Annotated in this window: 16 protein-coding genes; 9 read left to right on the plus strand and 7 right to left on the minus strand. The window is 62.1% G+C overall.

The features are described 5' to 3' along the window. Window positions 1-51: 51 nt before the first annotated feature. Window positions 52-1134: a zinc-binding dehydrogenase gene (locus tag ACWICV_RS13640; protein WP_105656456.1), complete on the plus strand. Its 1083-nt coding sequence runs from the start codon at window positions 52-54 to the stop codon at window positions 1132-1134. 79 nt (window positions 1135-1213) lie between these two features. Here the strand turns inward: ACWICV_RS13640 and ACWICV_RS13645 are convergent, their stop codons facing one another. Beyond that, window positions 1214-1759 carry a hypothetical protein gene (locus ACWICV_RS13645; protein WP_454091236.1) on the minus strand — a complete coding sequence of 182 codons (546 nt, stop codon included), beginning with the start codon at window positions 1757-1759 and terminating at the stop codon, window positions 1214-1216. A 213-nt stretch (window positions 1760-1972) separates the two neighbouring features. On the opposite strand from ACWICV_RS13645, the gene ACWICV_RS13650 reads away from it, so the two are divergent. Further along, window positions 1973-2359 carry a nuclear transport factor 2 family protein gene (locus ACWICV_RS13650; protein WP_454091235.1) on the plus strand — a complete coding sequence of 129 codons (387 nt, stop codon included), beginning with the start codon at window positions 1973-1975 and terminating at the stop codon, window positions 2357-2359. An 86-nt stretch (window positions 2360-2445) separates the two neighbouring features. Here the strand turns inward: ACWICV_RS13650 and ACWICV_RS13655 are convergent, their stop codons facing one another. The 3 genes from ACWICV_RS13655 to ACWICV_RS13665 are packed head-to-tail and all read right to left on the minus strand — an operon-like array spanning window position 2446 to window position 6530. Beyond that, on the minus strand, window positions 2446-3591 hold the full coding sequence (locus ACWICV_RS13655; protein ID WP_454091234.1) for a flavin reductase: 1146 nt from the start codon (window positions 3589-3591) through the stop codon (window positions 2446-2448). Further along, window positions 3588-5018, minus strand: a complete 1431-nt coding sequence (locus ACWICV_RS13660; protein ID WP_105662289.1) for an MmgE/PrpD family protein — start codon at window positions 5016-5018, stop codon at window positions 3588-3590. Before ACWICV_RS13660 ends, ACWICV_RS13655 begins: the two co-directional genes overlap by 4 nt. 15 nt (window positions 5019-5033) lie before the next feature. Beyond that, the gene (locus tag ACWICV_RS13665) at window positions 5034-6530 is read right to left on the minus strand and encodes a 4-hydroxyphenylacetate 3-hydroxylase family protein (protein WP_133833894.1); all 1497 of its coding nucleotides are present in this window, start codon (window positions 6528-6530) and stop codon (window positions 5034-5036) included. 247 nt (window positions 6531-6777) lie between these two features. On the opposite strand from ACWICV_RS13665, the gene ACWICV_RS13670 reads away from it, so the two are divergent. Both ACWICV_RS13670 and ACWICV_RS13675 read left to right on the plus strand, forming a co-directional pair. Then, entirely contained in the window at window positions 6778-8148 is a 1371-nt protein-coding gene (locus ACWICV_RS13670) for an MFS transporter (RefSeq protein WP_454091233.1), read from the plus strand. Between the two features lie 168 nt (window positions 8149-8316). Beyond that, window positions 8317-9645 carry an NtaA/DmoA family FMN-dependent monooxygenase gene (locus ACWICV_RS13675; protein WP_454091232.1) on the plus strand — a complete coding sequence of 443 codons (1329 nt, stop codon included), beginning with the start codon at window positions 8317-8319 and terminating at the stop codon, window positions 9643-9645. A 3-nt stretch (window positions 9646-9648) separates the two neighbouring features. Here ACWICV_RS13675 and ACWICV_RS13680 read toward each other — a convergent pair whose 3' ends face one another. After that, a complete protein-coding gene (locus ACWICV_RS13680) occupies window positions 9649-10587 on the minus strand; it encodes a LysR substrate-binding domain-containing protein (RefSeq protein WP_454091231.1) in 939 nt (312 codons plus the stop codon). Between the two features lie 99 nt (window positions 10588-10686). Between ACWICV_RS13680 and ACWICV_RS13685 the strand changes: the two genes are divergently transcribed. Together ACWICV_RS13685 and ACWICV_RS13690 are read left to right on the plus strand one after the other, a co-directional pair. Continuing rightward, window positions 10687-12246 (plus strand): FAD-binding oxidoreductase, encoded by a 1560-nt coding sequence (locus ACWICV_RS13685; protein ID WP_454091230.1) that lies wholly within the window; start codon window positions 10687-10689, stop codon window positions 12244-12246. 290 nt (window positions 12247-12536) lie between these two features. Beyond that, the gene (locus tag ACWICV_RS13690) at window positions 12537-12800 is read left to right on the plus strand and encodes a hypothetical protein (protein WP_402471780.1); all 264 of its coding nucleotides are present in this window, start codon (window positions 12537-12539) and stop codon (window positions 12798-12800) included. 52 nt (window positions 12801-12852) lie between these two features. Here the strand turns inward: ACWICV_RS13690 and ACWICV_RS13695 are convergent, their stop codons facing one another. Beyond that, the gene (locus ACWICV_RS13695; RefSeq protein ID WP_454091229.1) at window positions 12853-13086 is read right to left on the minus strand and encodes an SDR family oxidoreductase; all 234 of its coding nucleotides are present in this window, start codon (window positions 13084-13086) and stop codon (window positions 12853-12855) included. 322 nt (window positions 13087-13408) lie between these two features. Continuing rightward, entirely contained in the window at window positions 13409-14119 is a 711-nt protein-coding gene (locus ACWICV_RS13700) for a GntR family transcriptional regulator (protein ID WP_454091228.1), read from the minus strand. 136 nt (window positions 14120-14255) lie between these two features. Here ACWICV_RS13700 and ACWICV_RS13705 point away from each other — a divergent pair, with 136 nt between their 5' ends. From ACWICV_RS13705 to ACWICV_RS13715, 3 genes are all read left to right on the plus strand, one after another. Continuing rightward, window positions 14256-16238 carry a flavin-containing monooxygenase gene (locus ACWICV_RS13705; protein ID WP_454091227.1) on the plus strand — a complete coding sequence of 661 codons (1983 nt, stop codon included), beginning with the start codon at window positions 14256-14258 and terminating at the stop codon, window positions 16236-16238. Window positions 16239-16240: 2 nt separating this feature from the next. Further along, complete coding sequence (locus tag ACWICV_RS13710) at window positions 16241-17611, plus strand: carboxylesterase family protein (RefSeq protein ID WP_454091226.1); 1371 nt, start codon at window positions 16241-16243, stop codon at window positions 17609-17611. A gap of 146 nt (window positions 17612-17757) precedes the next feature. Further along, window positions 17758-18642, plus strand: coding sequence for a VOC family protein (locus tag ACWICV_RS13715; RefSeq protein WP_105656469.1), 885 nt, complete (start codon window positions 17758-17760; stop codon window positions 18640-18642). Window position 18643 lies beyond the last annotated feature (1 nt).

The following is an 18643-nucleotide window of genomic DNA, read 5'->3' on the forward strand; positions in this document are numbered from 1 at the left end:
ACTATTAGAAATAATGCATTTTTAGAAGAAGAATCTAACGAAGGATCTGCAATGCGCGCAGCGGTCATCAACTCCATCGGCGAAGGTTTCAGCATCGAGGAACTCGAAGTCGACGAGCCGCGGGGGCAAGAAGTTCTGGTGAAGGTCGAAGCCGCAGGCCTGTGCCACTCTGATCACATAGTTGCCACCGTAGACCGCGGGCGCCCCTTGCCGATGGTGGTCGGCCACGAAATGGCCGGCACCGTCATCGCGCTAGGCCCCGAAGCCACCGACTTCGAAGTGGGAGACCATGTCATCGCCACGGAAATCAGCTTCTGCGGGAGCTGCGAAGAATGCGTCAACGGAGCGACCTACCGCTGCTTGAATCCCCAGCATGCGCTGCGCGGACCGGATACCCCGGCACGCTTGACGCGCAACGGCGAGCGCGTAGAAGGCTTCGGCGTGGCCGGTTTCGCCGAGTACACGGTCCTGCACCAGAACAAGCTGGTCAGGGTGCCCAAGGAAATCCCATTCGCGCAGGCTGCTGTGCTTGGCTGCGCGACAGCCACCGGCGTGGGCGCGGTGCTCAACGCCGCCAAGGTTTCTCCCGGGGAAACCGTCGCGGTCATCGGCTTGGGCGGCATCGGCCTGAATGTCATCCAGGGAGCCAAGCTGGCCGGCGCCAAGACCATCATCGGCATTGACCTGCAGCCAGAGAAGCTGGAGCTGGCCAAGAAATTCGGAGCCACCCATGTCATCAACGGCGGCACCGAAGACGTGGTCAGCGCCATCCGCGCCATCACCGGCCGCGGAGTCCACCATTCCTTCGAAGCCATCGGCATTGCCCCCACGCAGCGCCAGGCCCTGGAAGTCGCCAAAACCGGCGGACACGTGTATTTCATCGGCATTCCCCAGGGCAAGCCGCTGGAAATGAATATCATGCTGGACCTGCTGATCCCGCAGCGCAATCTCCACGGCATCTACATGGGCTCCTCCACGGTCCGCAATGACATTCCCTACTACGCCGAGCTCTATCTGCAGGGCCGGTTGAATCTCGATGACCTGGTGGCGCAGGAGATCCAGCTCGACGAGATCAACGAAGCCTATGCAAAGCAGGAAACCGGGTCCATCGCCCGCAGCGTGATCCGCTTCTGATCCGCATGAGCAACAAGCTGCAGGCCGCGAACCAGTTTCCTGGTTCGCGGCCTGCAGCCCAGCTAGTGGCGGCCAGCCTCTATTTGCCTTCCTTGGTGGCCCGCTCCTTCTCGATGGCTTGGACCTGGGCAACCATGTCCGGAGCAAAGGCATAGAGCTTGCCCTCTGACTGATGGACCCAGAAGCGCCCGCACAGATCAGTCGTCTCGCTTTGGCCATCGGCTGGCCACCAGTCGGCATCCAGGGTGCGGGTAGCTGAGATCTCGTCAGGCTCGAGGTTCTTGGTGCGCGGGTCAGAAGCGTAGGCCTTGGCCAGTTCGGCTTCGGTCGGATTCCCAACGGTTTCCAGCGCCTTGCACTGTTCGCTGTCCAGCTTGCCGTCGTAGTTCAGCATGAAGATGCGTTCAGCGCCGGTATTGCGCTGGACCAGCTGAACGTCGGTGCCGCCGGACGGAACCCAGTCGGGCAGCACGCCATCGGCCACGGCCTTCTCTGAAGTTTTGGCAGTTCGAGTGGTGGATTCATCGTACTTGTCGACGAAGAGATCAGAACCGCTGCAGCCGGTGAGCAGGAGAGCGAAGGGAAGGGCGAGCGCGCCAGTGGCGAGGTACTTTTTCTTGAGCATGATTCCATCGTAGAAATTTCCGCGGCCCGGGGAATCAGCGATGCGAGGTAACTATCCCGTGCCCGGCTCATACCCTCGGCTGATAGTTTCCACTTCTGGGATCAACCCTGAAACTCCATCTCACCCAGTAAAAGCACTCGCTAATATCCGCACATCGCCACTGCTTATTGGTAGATTGCCTACGAACCAAACGCTACTTAGGAGCCATCACCGTTGACGACTATTGACCCTGCGGCACTTGAATCGGAACTGCGCATCGCAGAAGAACGGCGCCTTTCGGCCATGCTCGCCCGTGACCTCGAAACCTTGGAGAACCTGCTTGAGCCGGATGTGCAGTACACCCACTCCACCGGTCGTGTCGATGACCGCGACTCATTGCTGGAACTGCTCGGTTCCGGGGCCGTCGAATATTTGGCGCTCAGCCACGACTTCGAGTCCGTTACCCAGGAGGGCAACGTGGTGGTCGTCGAAGGCAGCATGAAAATGCGACTGATTTCCGGAGGCGTCGAAAAGCATCTGGCAACTGCCAACCGCACGGTGTGGGCCAATACCGGCGGCCAGTGGAAGCTGCGCCTATTTGTCGGGGCCACAGCGCAATAGGCCCGCACTTCGACGCTTTAAAAGCCACGGCGGCAGGCTGGATCTTCCAACCTGCCGCCTTTCCACAGTGGCTATCGCCTCAATGCCTAAACCTGGCCGCCATGGCGGGCCACTGCTTCACGAGCCAGCGCCTTGCCGAACTCGGTGTGCGCGACAAGCGCTGCCTGGGCCGCTGGCGCGTCACCGGCAGCCAGCGCTTCGGTCAATTCTGCAACGTGGCGGTGGTCCAGCTGGCGCGACCACTGCTCTGCGGTCAGCGCTTGGCGCCAGACGGTGCCAATTCCCAAACGGCGGAAGGAATCCACCAGCTGGCTGGAGCCGGCAACGCCAACCAGAGCATCGTGGTAGGCGACATTCAGGGCCAAGAACTCTTCCAGGTCGGATTCCGAAGTCTCACGCAGGTCAGCCAGCTTCGCGGTGATCTCGCGCAGGCTGGAAATGGTCTCTTCGGAAATCTTGCCCAGGTGCGAGGCGATCACCCCGGACTCGATGGTGGCGCGCGAGTCGTAGGCCGAATCGGTCAGTTCTGCGGTAATCGGCTTTGGCTGGTATTTTCCGGTTTCGGTGCGGAAGACCAGGTGCTCGCTTTCCAGCTTCACCAGCGCGTTGGCTACATGATCAGCGTCGGCCCGGGAAGCCGCGGCGATGGCATCCACGTCGAGGTCTTCGCCCAGTGGACTGGTGCGCAGCAGCACCCAGGTGCGGGTGGCCTGGTAGGCAGCCAACTCCTTGGTGGGCTCGAGGCGGCCCATGGTTCCGCGGTAGTAGGCCAGCGGTTCGCGGTCATGGGCTTCAGCGTGGCTGACCAGTCCCAGGAAAACGGTGTGGGTACCGCCGGTCGGGGTTTCGGCCACATGGCATACGATCGTGGCCAATGCGCCGTCAATCAGCGGGATGCCCTCCGCGGAGAGGGTATGCGGCACGGTGGCGAACTTGTCCTCGCCCTTGCGGCCGAAGTGGAAGGCCAGCGCGTCTTGGTCCTCGGCCAGGATGTTGATGCCGAAGACGCCTGCTTCAACTACCCGGTCATGGGTGGAGCTGGAGCGGTTCAGGCAAGCGAGCATCATTGGCGGTTCCATCGACAGGGAGGACACTGCCGAAGCGGTGGTGCCGTAGAGCTGGCCGTCCACGGCCGTGGTGATCACCGTGACACCGGAGGCGAAGTGGCCTACGACGTTGCGGAAGGTGTTCATGTCTACTGGGGTGACCGATTCAAGGTTGGTGATGCTCATGGGAGTTGCTCCTGGTAATTCGGGGTGAAGTTTCTAGCGGGGTCCAGCGCCGCCATCAGATCAGTCAGATCCGGTGCGCTGGCGAGGTGTTCGAGCTGGTGCTGCAACGCGTCCTTGCGTGCTGCCAGTTCTGGATGCGAGAACTCGAGATTCTTCGAGAACTTCTCAACTACCTGGTCATGCTCCAGGGGTGTGCGCAAGATGTTTCCGTCCGGGTGCTCCACGCGCACGTGGCGCACCTCGCCGCTGCGCAGCCGTGCAGTGATCTCCGCCGTCAGCCGCTGGCTGTTAGGCAGGGTGCCGGCTAGCTCGATGCGCCCGAGCATCTGCGCCAGCTCCGGGTCCGCCAGCGCGCTGGCGGTCAGGTGCTCGGGGCGAACCGTTCCGTGGATCAAGGCGATCGCCGCGGTGGCGTGCACCGAGAACAGGGCTGCCACGGTGCGGGTGTCCCCCGCCTCGAAGCGCGCCCCGACGAATCCGTTCAGGGTCCGCTCGCTCAGGTGGACGGTGAGGCATTCGATGTCCTTGTAGCCCACCGTGCCGTCGGCCACCAGTTCCGCGCAGGCCTGCAGCGAAGGCTGCGCGGCCCGGCAACTGGCAAAGGGCTTGATCGTGCAGTCCCCATGGAAGCTCACGCCAAGATCCGCCACCGCCAGTTCCGGCTGCGCGTCGATGCCGAACAGCTGGAAGTAGCCGTGCTTGCCGGTCAGCGGATCATCCGCCGCCTTCATGCCGGCTTTGGCCAGCTGCGCGGCGGAAATTCCGGAGCGGGCGGCGAAGGCCATGGGCAGCTTGAAGCCGTTGGCCCCATCGAAGATCGCCGCCACATTGCCCGAAGCCTGGTTGACCGCAATGCCGATGGCATGGCGTGCCTGCGCCTTGTCCAGGCCCAGCATCCGGCTGGCGATTCCAGCGGCGGCCAGGGCATTCAAGGTGCCGGTATTATCCTGCCCCGAGTACACGTCGAAGCCGCCGGCGATGGCCAGGCGGGCTGCCAGGTCATCGCCCAGCGCCAGCGCGGCCAGTGCTTCTTCTCCGGTGGCGCCGGTGGCTTCGGCCAGGGCCAGCACGACGGCCACGGTGGTTCCGGAGATGTGGGCGGCGACCTGCTTGCCGGCCGGGCCTTCGGCTTCCACCGGCTCGAAGTCGAAGGAGCGGATCAGGGCCGCGTTGACGAAGGCCGCGGAGGTGGCCGGAAGCTTGATTCCGGTACCCAGCACGGTTGCTTCATCGCCGTGGCCCCAGGCCTGCGCCGCTTCGATGAGTCCGGCAATGTCGTCGGCGCGGTGCCCTGCCAGCCCAACGCCCACCGAATCCAGCAGGCGCTGGTTCACGCGCTGGATCGTGGCCGTCGGCAGCTGGCCGTACTGGGTTTCCAGCAGGTGCTCGAGCAGCGCATCGAGCACATCGGGCGTCGGGTTAGCCATGATTTTCCTGCTTCCCTAGGCGCGCGTTGCCGCGGCGTCCAGGTCCAGTGCGGCCTGCTCGGCGATGACCGGGCTGATGCCCACCTCGGCGAACATCGCCTCGAAGGCACCGGTCTCGCCCTTCATCTGCGCCTTGCGGTGATCCAGCCCGCGGGCACGGCTGACCGACCCCAGGTAGAAGCGCTCGTACAGTTCGATGCGGCTGCCCAGGGCGGATCCGGCGAAGTCCCAAGCGGTGCGGAAGATCTTGGCGCGTTCCTCTGGCGCGATGCCGTTGGCTCCCGGCAGGTACTTCTTGAGCAGTGGGCCCAGGCGCGGGTCCTCGAAGGAGGCCGCGGTCGGGGTGGCCAGCAGGTTGTGGCTGCCCATGGACTTGATGATGTCGTTCACGCGGGCCATCCAGATGGGCATCATGGTGCGCAGCGCGGAGATGTCGTCGTGGCAGAAGAACGCCCCGCCGCCCCATTCCGACGCGTTGACCTCGGCCGAGTGGATCACGGCGCGGGCGATGCGCAGGTAGGAGTAGATCTCGCCGAGCATCGATGCGGTGTCCGGCTTGTTGTCGGTGGCGGTGACCTTGGCCATCTGCACGCACAGGTCGTAGGCGAATTCCAACTTCACCGACGCGCGGATGGCGGTCTGCTGCTGGGTGTTGCCGGTGGCGGTGCCGGCGTTCAGGGAATTGTAGACATCGAGCTGGCCGTCGATGAACACGCGATCCCAAGGGACCAGCACGTCGTCGAAGATGATGACCGCATCCTGCTCGTCGAAGCGCGAGGAGAACGGCTTGTCCACTACCGGCTGGTCCACGCCGTAGTGGTCGCGGCAGACCGAGACCACGCCGCTGGTGGCGACCGGGATCGCGAAGGACAGCGCGTATTCCTCGTAGCCCTTCTGGATGGGCACCGCCGGGTAGACATAGAGCTCGTCGGCGATCGGGCCCAGGGTGGCGAGCATCTTCGCGCCGCGCACGATCAGGCCTTCAGCGGTGCGGTCCACCACGCGCAAGGTCAGCTCTTCATTGATGCCCTGCAGTTCGCCAACCGACTTGTCGATGGCCGCGTGCACGATGGTGTGGGTCAGCGCCAGGTCGTTTTCCTGCACATGGCGCCAGTAGTTCTCCAGGCGCTCGTAGTAGACCGGGTCGCCGGATTTGGCGAAGATGTCCGGGCGCGAGGCGTGGCCGGCGAGCACCACGTTGACGTAGTCGGGGGTGCGGCCGAGCATGCCATTGGAGTAGCGGGCCAGGCGGTCGAACGCGCGGTGGCGGCGGGCGATGTCTTCTGCGTTCTTGGGACGCAGCAGGGAGACGTTGTGCTGTTCGCCGGTCTGTTCGTCGTTCATCAGGCAGTCATCGGCGTACTTGTGCTGGTAGTCGAAGTAGGCGGCCATGCCGTTGATCGAGCCGGCAAATGCCGGGTGCTCGGTGACGTCAATGCGCTGATCGCCCAGCCAGACCTCGCGGGAATCCTTGAGCCCTGCCAGGTACTGCTCTCCAGTGCGTGCACTCATCTTCGCTGCTCCTTATCGGGCGTCCCGCTGAGCGGGTTCAAAAATATATTCTGTGCATCAGTTTATATAACTTGTGTGACCTAGATCAAGCTCTGGACCGAAGAATTTTTTCAAACCCGCAGGATTACACGGTTTTCAAAGGCCCAAGAAAATATTATCTGTCTTAAAATGCGTAAAAAGTGGACAAGGTTAGTGAAATGGGCCACTATGGCTTAAGTCACATCAGCGATCAGGAAAGGTTCTCGACGTGTCCGACTCGCAACAGAACCAGCCAGTGCCGGCAATGGAGCCAAGCGACTCCCTCAACACCAAGGATTTGCGCCGCATTCTCGGATCCAGCTTCTTGGGCAGCGTCATCGAGTACTACGACTTCATCTTGTACGCCACTGCGGCGTCGCTGATTTTCGACAAGGTCTTCTTCGGCAACCTGAGCCCGGGCTTGGCACTCTTCGCCTCCTTCGGCACCTTGGCCGTCGGGTACATTGCCCGCCCGCTGGGCGGCATCGTCTTCGGCCACTTCGGCGACCGCCTTGGCCGCAAGAAGATGCTGGTGCTTTCCATGATGATGATGGGCGTAGCCACCGTTGCCATTGGCCTATTGCCGACTACCGCAACCATTGGCGCAGCTGCCCCGGTCATCCTGGTCTTGCTCCGCGTGGTCCAGGGAGTCGCAGTTGGCGGCGAATGGGGCGGCGCCACCCTGATGGCCTTGGAACATGCACCCGCTTCCAAGCGCGGTTTCGCAGCATCCTTCGCCAACGCCGGCGCACCGGCCGGTGGCCTGCTGGCCACCTTCCTGGTTTCCTTCATCTCCTTCTCCACCGGTGAAGCGTTCCTGGAATGGGGCTGGCGCATTCCGTTCATCTTCTCGGCAGTCCTGATCATCATCGGCATGGTGATCCGCCTGAAGGTCGCAGAAACTCCGGTCTTCCAGGAGCTGGATGCCAAGGCCGCCGAGCGCAAGCAGGAGCGCAAGACTCCTATCTCGCTGGTGCTGAAGAACCATTCGCGCACCGTCATCATCACCCTGATCGCTTCCCTTGGCTTCTACACCTGCCAGGGCGTGCTGACTTCGTGGGGCGTTTCCGAAGCCGCGGCCCAGGGCGTGGACCGCTCCTTTGTGCTGAACACCAAGGGCTACGCGGCCATGGTCACCATCGTGGTCTGCCTGCTGGCCGCCAAGCTCTCGGACAAGTACGGCCGGAAGATGATCCTGACCATCGGCGGCACCGCCGGCATCCTCTGGGCCTTCCCGGCAGTCTTCCTGATGAGCAACGGCACCGGCTGGGGCTTCGCAGTTGCAGTCATCGTCGGCAACGGCGTCATCCAGGGCATCCTGGCCGGACCGATCGGCGCCTACATCTCCGAGCTGTTCCCAGCTGATGTCCGCTACACCGGCGCCTCGCTGGCCTACCAGGGCTCCTCGACCCTTGGGGCCGGCTTCACCCCGATGATCTGCACCGCGCTGGCCGTCAGCTTCGGCATCACCGCCGTAGGCATCTTCTGGGTGGCAATCCTGATCGTCGGGCTGGTCGCCATCCGCATCAGCCCGGAGGGCGCCGCCCTGCCTCCCAAGGCAGCCGCGTCAGCGCCGTCCAACGCAAAGCTGAACGCCTGAACCCCGGCACCGGTCCGCGTATCAGTTGATACGCGGACCAGCTTTTAACACCAAACATCAATTTTTCTGAACGCTATGGCGCAAAAGTTCTCCATTTACGACTTTAGAGACTCTTGAAACCATGGACTCAGTGCTTCCCGTCACATCCGCAGGAAAGGATGAGTCTCAATGACTCCCAAGAACCCCCAGCACATGGTGCTCACGACCTTCATGCTCCCCGCTGGCTACCACAAGGACTCGTGGCGCATGGACGGCTCGCGCTCCGAGGAGCTGGCCAACCTGGAATTCGTCTACGACCTGACCAAGATGGCTGAAGACGCCAAGCTGGACGCCATCTTCTTCGGCGACATCGTCCATGCCAACACCGTGATGCGCGGCGATATCAAGATGAACGGCTTCTACGAGCCGATCTCGGTACTTTCCGCACTGGCAGCACGCACCAAGAACATTGGCCTGATCGGAACCGTTTCCACTTCCTTCTCGGAGCCATACAACCTGGCCCGCCAGATGGCCGGACTGGACCACATGTCAGGTGGCCGCGCCGGGTGGAACATCGTGACCAGCTCCGATGGTTTCCAGAACTTCGGCATGGACTGCGCGCCGGATCCAGCCACCCGCTACCGCCGCGCCACCGAGTTCGTCGAGGTAGCCAACCAGTTGTGGGATTCGTGGGAAGACGACGCCGTCACCAACGACAAGGAATCGGCATGGTACGTGGACACCGACAAGATCCACCCGATCAACCATGAGGGCGAATTCTTCAAGGTGCAGGGCCCGATCAACATGCCGCGCAGCCCGCAAGGCCGCCCGGTGCTGGTGCAGGCAGGCTCCTCGGGACCAGGCATGGAACTGGGCTCCTCGGTGGCCGATGGCATCTACACCGCGCAGCCGCTGAAGGAACCATCGGTGGAGTTTTACGCCAAGTTCAAGGCGATGGCGGCTGCCAAGGGCCGCAACCCCAACGACATCAAGATCATCCCGGGCATCCTGCCGATCCTCGGCGACACCCAGGCCGAAGCAGATGAGCTGGCCGAGGAACTGGCCAACCACATCCACCTGGAAAACGGCCGCGTGCAGGTGGGTGCCGATCTGAAGATGGACCTGTCCTCGCTGGACTTCAACGAGAAGATCCCTGCCGAATGGTTCTCCGATGACCCGGCCCTGGGTTCGCGCTACCAGATCTACCGCCGCAAGTCGGTGGACCAGGGCATGACCCTGCGCGAGCTGATCGTTGACCTGGCCCGCTCCACCGGACACCAGTGGATGGCCGGCACCGCCGCGGCAGTGGCAGACCGCATGATCGACTGGTTCGATTCCAAGGCCTGCGACGGCTTCAACCTGAACGCCCCGTTCAACCCAGGCGGATTCAAGCTCATCTGCGACAAGCTGATCCCTGAATTGCAGAATCGCGGCTACTTCCGCACCGAATACGAGGGCACCACCCTGCGGGATAACTTCGGATTGTCCTACCCGTCCTCGATCCGCACGCGCGTCTAGCCGCTAGCTGCGCCGGCCCGCATTCTCGAAGAGTTCCGCGGCGACTTCCACCCAGGCTTGGGCACGGGAGTTCAGCCGCGAACTGCGGGGCCAAGCCACCGAAACCGGAACCACGGCGATATTTTCGTCATCGAGTTTCAGCGGCTTGAGCACCACGTTCAGCTCTTCGTAGGGTGCTTCCAGGGCCGGCTGCTGGAACAGCACAGCCACCCCGCGGCCGGTACTGACCAGCGAGCGCACGGTCGCATAGGAACGCGAGCGGTGCCGGATCATCGGTTCCAGCCCGCTGCTCTGGTACAGGCCGAGGATGCGCTGGGTGATCGGCTCGGATTCGAAGAGGACCAACGGCTCGTTCGCGATTTCACGCAATGACACCGACGGGCTGGCGGCCAGCGGATGCCCGGAAGGCAGCAGTATCTGGGCCTCGGCCATCGCCACGGTGGCCGAACGCAAGGCTGGTGAGATCTCCGATCCGTAGAGGAAGGCGACATCGATGGAACCATCGAGCAGCGCATGCTGCATTTCCTGGTGGAACCCCTCCAGGAAATCGACCTCCACCTTCGGGCATTGCTGGGCAAAGGCACTGAGCATGGGCGGAATGATGATCGGGCCCAGGGGCATGAAGCAGCCAACGGTTAACGGGCCGGCAAGCTCTTCGCGGGTTCCCTGGCCCATGGTTTCCAGATCATGGGCCCGCTCCAGCAGTTCCCGGGCCTGGAGCAGCACGGTCTTGCCGGTCGCGGTCAACGTCAGCCCCTTGGCCCGGCGCTTGATCGCCAGCTCGGCACCGACGATGCGTTCGAGTTCCGCGATGGACATGGAAATTGCCGAAGGCGCCAGATGCAGCCGGCGGGCAGCTTCGGCCATGGTTCCAGCCTCGGCCGCGACAACGAAGTGCCAAAGCTGGCGCAAGGTCAGTTGCGGGTGGGACACAAGATTCATGTCATCAAGCATATTGATGACGGCACGAAACAAAGCAACTTTTTTAGATTAAGACAGTGGGGCCGCGGCGTTCGCCGATGGCCAGTGGAAGGGTGAATCATGGATCGTCGTGAAGAATTTCTTGAGGCAGCCAAGGAAATCGTTGGCGCAGAAAACGTTGTTTCCTTGGGAGATTCCGAGGGCTACTTGGATCCCTACCCGCTGAACCCGGGCCGTACCCCTTGGCCCGGCATCCGCCCGGCCAGCACCGAGGAAGTGCAGGCCATCGTCAAGCTGGCCACCGAGCACGAGGTACCGTTGTGGACCTTCTCCTGCGGCAAGAACCTGGGCTATGGCGGCCCCGAACCACGCGATACCGGGATGGTGGCGCTGGATTTGAGCCGCATGAACCGCATCATCGCGGTCGATGACCGGCTGTGCTACGCCGTGGTGGAGCCCGGCGTCACCTTCTTCGATCTCTTCGAATACATCAAGGAACGCGGCCTGAAGGTCTGGATGTCGGTTCCGGCCTTGGGCTGGGGCTCGGTCATGGGCAACATGCTCGACCGCGGCTACGGCATGACCCCGCTGGGCGACCACGTGAAGTCCTTGTGCGGCATGGAAGTGGTCATGCCCGACGGCGATCTGGTCCGCACCGGCATGGGCGCGATGGACGGCACCGAGCTGGGCCCGATCTTCCAGGGCGGCTTCGGCCCGACCTTGGACGGCCTGTTCACCCAGTCCAACTACGGCGTGGTTACCCAGGTCGGACTATGGCTGATGCCGGCACCGCACACCTACGTCAATGGCGATATTTTCGTCGACGACGAGGCGCACCTGCCGCAGCTGATCGACATCCTCACCACCTTGCGCCGCGAGGAAATCATCCAGAACAATGCCCTCTGCGGCAATGTGGTGCGCGCGGCAACCATGCGCGGATCGCGCGCCGACTTCTGGGATGGCGAAGGTTCCATCCCCGACTGGCGCCTGGAAGAAATGCGCCAGGAATTCGGCATTGGCCAGTGGAACTGCAAGTTCGCCTTCTACGGCGACCGCGAACTGTGCGAACGCCGCCTGCAAATCGTCAAGGACAGGATCAGCTTGATCCCCGGTGCCCGCGTTGACGCCCGGTTCTACTCGGGAGAAGAGGGCTTGGCCCTGCAGCATGAGGACATCGCCGCCCAGGACCGCACCCAGATGGCCGGCGTCCCGACCTTGAAGCCGCTGTCCACCGTGAGCTGGGCAGCTGAAAACGGCGGACACATCGACGCGGCGCCGATCATCCCGGCCCGCGGCGAACTCGTGGCCGAGTTCTACCAGGAAGCCAAGAAGCTCTACGCGAAGCACGGCTTCGACCTGTACATCGGGTACCACCTGTACCCCCGGCATATGGTTCACGTGACAATGATCTTCTTCGAGCGCGGCAACCAGGAGATGCTCGCCCGTGCGCGCGCCCTGTACTCCGAGCTGCTCGATGCGGCCCGCGCCCGCGGCTACGCACCGTACCGCAGCCACGTGGACTACATGGACCGCATTGCCGACGGCTTCGACTTCAACGACAACGCAGCCCGCCGCCTGCAGGAGAAGATCAAGGATGCACTGGATCCGGCGGGGATCCTGGCCCCTGGCAAGCAGGGCGTCTGGCCTGCGCGCTTCCGCGATCAGCGCTCCAGCGTCTAGCCCCAAAGCCCGTGCCTTGAGCCACGCATGATCCCCTCGCCGCAATAGGCAGTGGGGGGATTTTCATATGGCTCCTCCCCGGAATTAGCGTCGACAGAGAATTGGGCATACGCCCCCGCCAGCTCGGAAGATGCTAGGAAAGTGCAGCACACTCCATTTTTACATGCGTTGATTTAATGAACCATTGATATAAAGTGGAGAAGATCGGGCACAACGCGCAATCGTGATCGCACTGGCATTGAGCATATGCAAACCGACGAATCCCGCATGAGCGCCAGAGGAGCAGTTAAGTGAAAGACTTCTTCCAGTCCCTGTCCAAGCGTGCCTTTGCGATCCTCATCGCTATCGTGGTTCTGATTCTGATCGCAGTGCCAACAGCTCTGATGTCAGGACTTCTGAGCAGCATCTTTGATTCACCGGCAGAAGGCATCCGAGTATTTTTCATCATGGTCGGCGCTGGCGCAGTTCTCCTTGTATGCGAGCTATTCATCGAAGAAGCACGCGAACGCCGCCAACTGAAAAAGCGGGCTCTGGCATCGGGCAAAAAGAAATAATCTCCTGCTGGCACTAGTTTCGTTCCCGCCACCATCCGGACCCACGCCGCTGCTAGAGACCGCGCGCAAAACCACCGTCAACGCGAACGTTCTGTCCGGTCATGTAGCTTGACTCGTCGCTGGCCAAGAAGCGCGCGGCCTTGGCAATCTCGGTGGTGCTGGCAGCACGGCGCAATGGAATCTTCTGGACCCATGCTTCAGGAACCGTGCTCGGGTCCTCCTTGGTGAAGCCGGGAAGCACGTTATTCATGCGTATGCCCTTGGGCCCGTATTCATCGGTGTACACCGGCGAGGGCCAGGCACTCCAGGCTATTGATTCCTAGCGCAATCAGTTCCTTGAACGAAAGCATTCACGCTACTGAACTCCCATTCTGGCTTCTTAAGCTAGGTCGCTGCGAAAAGCGGCGACCCAGCTCTTCCCTTGATAGCGCCGCAAAACAGGCTTGCCGGCAATCCGCGTTGCCAAAACACTGTCGGGATAGAGGCCGGATGCGTGCAGCGTCATGATGGAAACTGCGCTTGCGTCGGCTCCGGAACCAGCCGGGGATGTTCCCGCTGCAGCAATCCGGGTCAGGGTCTGGGCGTGGGAATGCCCACGAAGGTTCTGGCTACTTGAGCAGCTTCACGTGCGGCAAGCAGGCTAGGCCTACCTCGCCACCGTTTTTCACCGCACTGAGCGTGGTTTCATAGTGCGCACGCAATAGTTGGCCAGCCAGTTCCGCATTGCGGTCCAGGGCGGCGTTGAGGATATCGCGATGCTCCTTGTCCAGGTCCCGCTTGGCGTCACGGGTGGCCGGTCCGGCCCAGCGTCCATAGAGCTGGATCAGGTCAGACAAGGTTCGAGTCACCTCGGTCAGCAACGGAACACCACAGGCCTCAACGAGCTTGTCATGGAAGTTCTGATGCGCGTGATTCCATGCCGGGGTGTGGTTATCCGGGTCTTCGTCCGAACGGCGCGGCGTGCGCTCCAGGGTGTGGTGCGCTGCCATCAGCTCGCTCTCCCACTCCAATGGCGCACGTTCGAAGCCCAGCGAAATTGCCAGCTGCTCGTTGACGCAGCGCATTTCCACGATGTCACTCAAGTCGGCCAACGACAGTTCCGGGACAAAGAAGCCCTTGTTGGGTCGAAGGGTGACGAGCTTGTCCCCCACCAGCCGGGTCAACGCTTCGCGAATGACCGTACTGGAGGTTTCGTAATGCTCAGAAAGATGCGTGAGCTGCAGCCGGGCACCTGGTTCCCAGCGCCCATCCAGGATATCGGTGCGCAGGATGTCGCGGATGTGCTTTGACATCGTTTCTGAATCGGTGCGTTTCGCCATGACACAAATCATACCAAAGTCGGCAAAGAATACATTTTTAGTTGACTTATGCATAACCAAGAGGTGACACTGGTTACATCACGCGCCTGCCAGACCCTGTCGCGCACGGCCCGAAGAGACTTGCTAGGAGTAACCAATGAGCGAATCACTGATCGAGACCGCCGCCACCAAACAGGTAGATGACCTGTACTGGCGTGCAAACTACTCGGCTATCACCGAAAGCGACGAGCAGCTGCGCAAGATCGTTGCAAGCACCGACCTGCCGCCACTGATGGTGGCCCTGGCCGCGGCAACCGGCGATTACTCGATCCTTCGTGATGACCTGCGTCCGCCGCAGCCGCCGGTAGACACCGTGGGCCAGCCGCACGGCGGCATGGACGCCGCAGCTCAGGAAGCAGCCCGCGAATTGGCCTTCCAAGCACTGCGCCAGATCCGCGATGAAAAAATCACCTCGGTGGAGACCCTAGACGACGAGCAGGCCACCACGATCCTGGACTGGATCACCAACCAGGCCACCACCGATTACCACCAGATGCTCAAGCACGACATGGCATTGGTTCCCGAAGTGAGCGGCGCACCGGCCTTCACCAAGGAACAGGTTGCTCCCACCCGCGACTTCACCGTGGCCGTCATCGGCTCGGGCGTGGCCGGCATGGCCGCCGCTTACCGGCTGAAGCAGGCCGGCCTGGACTACACCGTCTTCGAGAAGGGCCACGAAGTCGGCGGTACCTGGTGGAAGAACACCTACCCGGGCGTGCGCCTCGATACCCCCAACTACGCCTATTCATTTTCCTTCGCGCAGCGCGATGACTGGCCCCAGCAGTTCTCCGAAGGCCCCGAGATCCACAAGTACACCCGCGACGTCGCAGAACGCGGCGGCATCACGCAGAACATCCAGATGGGCACCGAGGTGCTTTCGGCCACCTGGGATGAAGAAGACGGACGCTGGGTACTGTCCATGATCGTGGACGGCGGCGAAGTCCAGGAACGCCGCTTCAATGCCGTCCTGACCGCCGTCGGCCAGCTGGACCGCCCGAAGTTCCCCGATACCCCGGGCCACGACACGTTCGCCGGCATCCACGTGCACTCGGCCGAATGGAAGCCGGGCATCGATTTGAAGGGCAAGAAGGTTGCCGTCATCGGCACCGGCGCCAGCGCCTACCAGATCGTCCCAGCCATCGTGGACGAGGTCGAAGAGCTCAAGATCTTCCAGCGCTCCTCCCCTTGGATGCTGCCTACCCCGTTCTACTACGAGGACATGCCCGAATCGGTGACCTGGCTGGTCGAGCACCTGCCACAGTACGGCCAGTGGCTGCGCTTCTGGCAGCACTGGCTGGGCGTCGAGGGCCGCCAGCACACCACCGCCGCGGATCCTAACTGGACCAAGGAAGGTTCAGTGTCCGCGGTCAACGAGCGCGTGCGCCAGCAGCTGACCGAGATGCTCAAGGAGCAGTACGCCGATCGCCCGGACCTGCTGGCCAAGGTCATACCGGACTACATCGTGGGCGGCAAGCGCATGCTGCGCGATAACGGCGTGTGGGCCAAGAGCCTGAAGAAGCCGCAGACCACCCTGGTCACCTCGGGCATGAGCGAAATGACCGAGGCCGGGATCATCGATGGCGACGGCACCCTGCACGAGCTGGACGTCATCATCTACGCCACCGGCTTCCAGGCCTCCGAGTTCCTCGAGCCGCTGCGCATCACCGGCCGCGAGGGCAAGGACATCCACGAATACTGGGGCGGCAACGCCACCGCCTATGCCGGGGCCACAGTGCCCGGCTTCCCGAACCTGTTCATCGTTTCCGGACCGAATACCGGGCATGTGGTCAACGGCTCGCTGTTCTCGATGATCGAGTACGGCCTGACCTACATCCTGGACGCACTGAACATCGTGCTCGACAAGGACATCAAGGCACTGGACCTGAAGCAGGAGGTGCTCGATGCGTTCGTGGCGGATCTCGATGCCGCCAACGCGCAGAAGGCCTGGGGCCACCCCGAGGTGCACACCTGGTACAAGAACAAGTTCGGCCGCGTCTCGCAGATCTGGCCTTACCCGATCGTCGAGTACTGGAACATCACCCGCGCGGTCGACCAGTCGCAGTACACGGAAATCCGCTAGGCATGGGGGTTTACAGCTACGCGCAGCGCAGCGCCGGGCGCTTCGAGAAGCTCTCAGCTGTGCTCGAGCTTCATCAAGCGCAGCCGGCAATTTTCCCGCAGACCCCAGGTTCCCTGGATTGGTTGCTAGGTCCTGCACTGCAGGAACTGCCCCAGTCCGAGGACGCTTTCCAGGTTGCGGTGTTCGCACCCGCTGGTGCCGAAGGGCTTCCGGTGATGGTTTTCCTTCCCGGCGGCGGATTCGTTTCCGGCGCCGGCACCGTGCGCTGGTACGACGCGCAGAACTTTGCCGAGAAGCAGAACTGCGTGGTTGCCGTGGTCAACTACCGCATCGGATTGCTGGCCCACAACCAGCAGGTGGGCGGCGGGAATACGCCGCCCGAAGAACTGCTCTTGGCGCTCGAATGGGTACAGCGCAATATTGCTGAACTCGGTGGCAACCCGCAGGAAGTCACCATGGCAGGCCAGTCCGCAGGTGCCTTCTGGGCCTTCGCATTGGCCCAGCTTGAGGCAGCCCGCGGACTGTTCAACAGGCTCTACGTTGGTTCGCTGTCCTTCCAGCCGCCGATGGGTGAAACCCAGGCGCAGGAACGCAATGCGGTGATGGCCCAAGCGCTTAATGGCACCGCCTTGGCCGAGGCAAGCACCGAGCAGCTATTGGCTACCGGCACAGCACTGGCCCAGGCTTGGGCCGGGCGCGGCTTGGGCCTCTACCCGAGTGCCGATGAGTCCGTTCCGGCGGATCTTTTTGATACCGCGCGGGCAGTCGAACGCCTGCATGTGAAGCAGCTATTGCTGTCCTACACCGCCGATGAGGCAAGTGCCTTCATTGGCATGGCCCCCGAGCAGGCATTCACCCTAGATAGTGTGCGCGGGTTTATTGCAGGGAACTTCAATGAACCGCAAGAAGTCTTCGACGCACTGATTGCCGCAGAACCGCAAGCAACGGCCAAGTCACTCATGGTTAGGGCGATGAGCCTGCACCAGATTCAACTCTATGCCGTGGAATTGGCCGATGCGGCAGCCGCTGCCGGCATCCAGGTGCAGCTCCTGGGCTTCGAAGTTCGCTCCCCGTTGCCTCACGCTGGTTCGGCCCACTGCTTAGAGCTGCCGTTCCTCTTTGGCAACCGTGAGCGCTGGCAGGATGCCCCGATGCTCGATGGCGTGGCCGATGAGCTCTTCGAGCAAACGGCGAAGGTTCTGGGTGATGCCCTAGGGTCATTTATCCGCCTGGGAACCGCAGCTACCAGCGATAATAACGCTCTTGCGGTGCACCAGACGGGTGCTCAATCGCTGACAGCACTGGATGAAACAGGCCTGATCAAGCGAGAAATTCAGCGTCCGTTCAGCACCAGGGGACCGGTTTTGGCCTAGTCTTTGCGCGCCTATTCTTGCGGACCAGCAGGTCTGCTCGGGCAGGCGCGCGAGTCTTTTCCGAAAGCACTAGACAATCTAACTTAATGCAAATAATCTAATTATTAAGATCACAATATTTTTATCGGCAACAGAAGGGATCCACCATGGCTTGGGGATTAATCAGGGAAATGGGCCACGTGTCCATCCAGACCAATGACATCGAAGGATCCATCTTCGACGCCACGCAGCTGCTCGGCCTGCGCGTCACCGAGCGCACCGGCAACGAGGCCTACCTCGCAGCGAACTCAGTGCACCACGAGCTGACCTACGTCGAGTCCGAAGTCAACGGCATCCACTCCCTGGGCCTGATCGCGCAGAACGGCGACGCGCTGCGCGAGATCCGCAAGCGCGTAGCCAACGAGAACTTCAGAATCGTCTCCGAAACCCCGGTCTCCGCCGGCGTGCAGGACGGCTTCTCGTTCATCGGCCCCGAAGGCTGGATCTTCGAGGTCTACACCGGCATGCAGCACAACGACCGCGGCCTGCTTTCCTTCGGCCCGGACCGCTACGGCCACATCAACTTCCACCCGCGCGACGTGCGCGGCATGATGGAATTTTTGCGCCGGATCTTCGACTTCCGCCTCTCGGATGTCATCGGGGATGACTTCGCCTACTTCATGCGCTGCAACCCGGATCACCACGGCATCGCGCTGATCAAGGGCCAGGGCACCTTCCACCACCATGCCTGGCAGGTCCAGTCGATCGGCGACCTCGCCAAGCTCGGCGACCGTCTGGGCGCGGCCGGCCGCGAACTGATCTGGGGCCCGGTCCGCCACGGCGCCGGCCACAATATCGCCGCCTACTACGTGGAAACCTCCGGCGCGGTCGTGGAGCTCTACACCGATTTGGAGCAGATCTACGACGATGAGCGCGATCCCATTGTCTGGGGCGAAGACGAGAACTGGTGGAACATGTGGTCCAACCGCCGCACCGAGGACTTCCGCACCTTCGGCATTCCCACTGTCACCGAACTGAAAACCTTCATCTAGA

This window comes from Glutamicibacter sp. NPDC055354 (assembly GCF_053644955.1).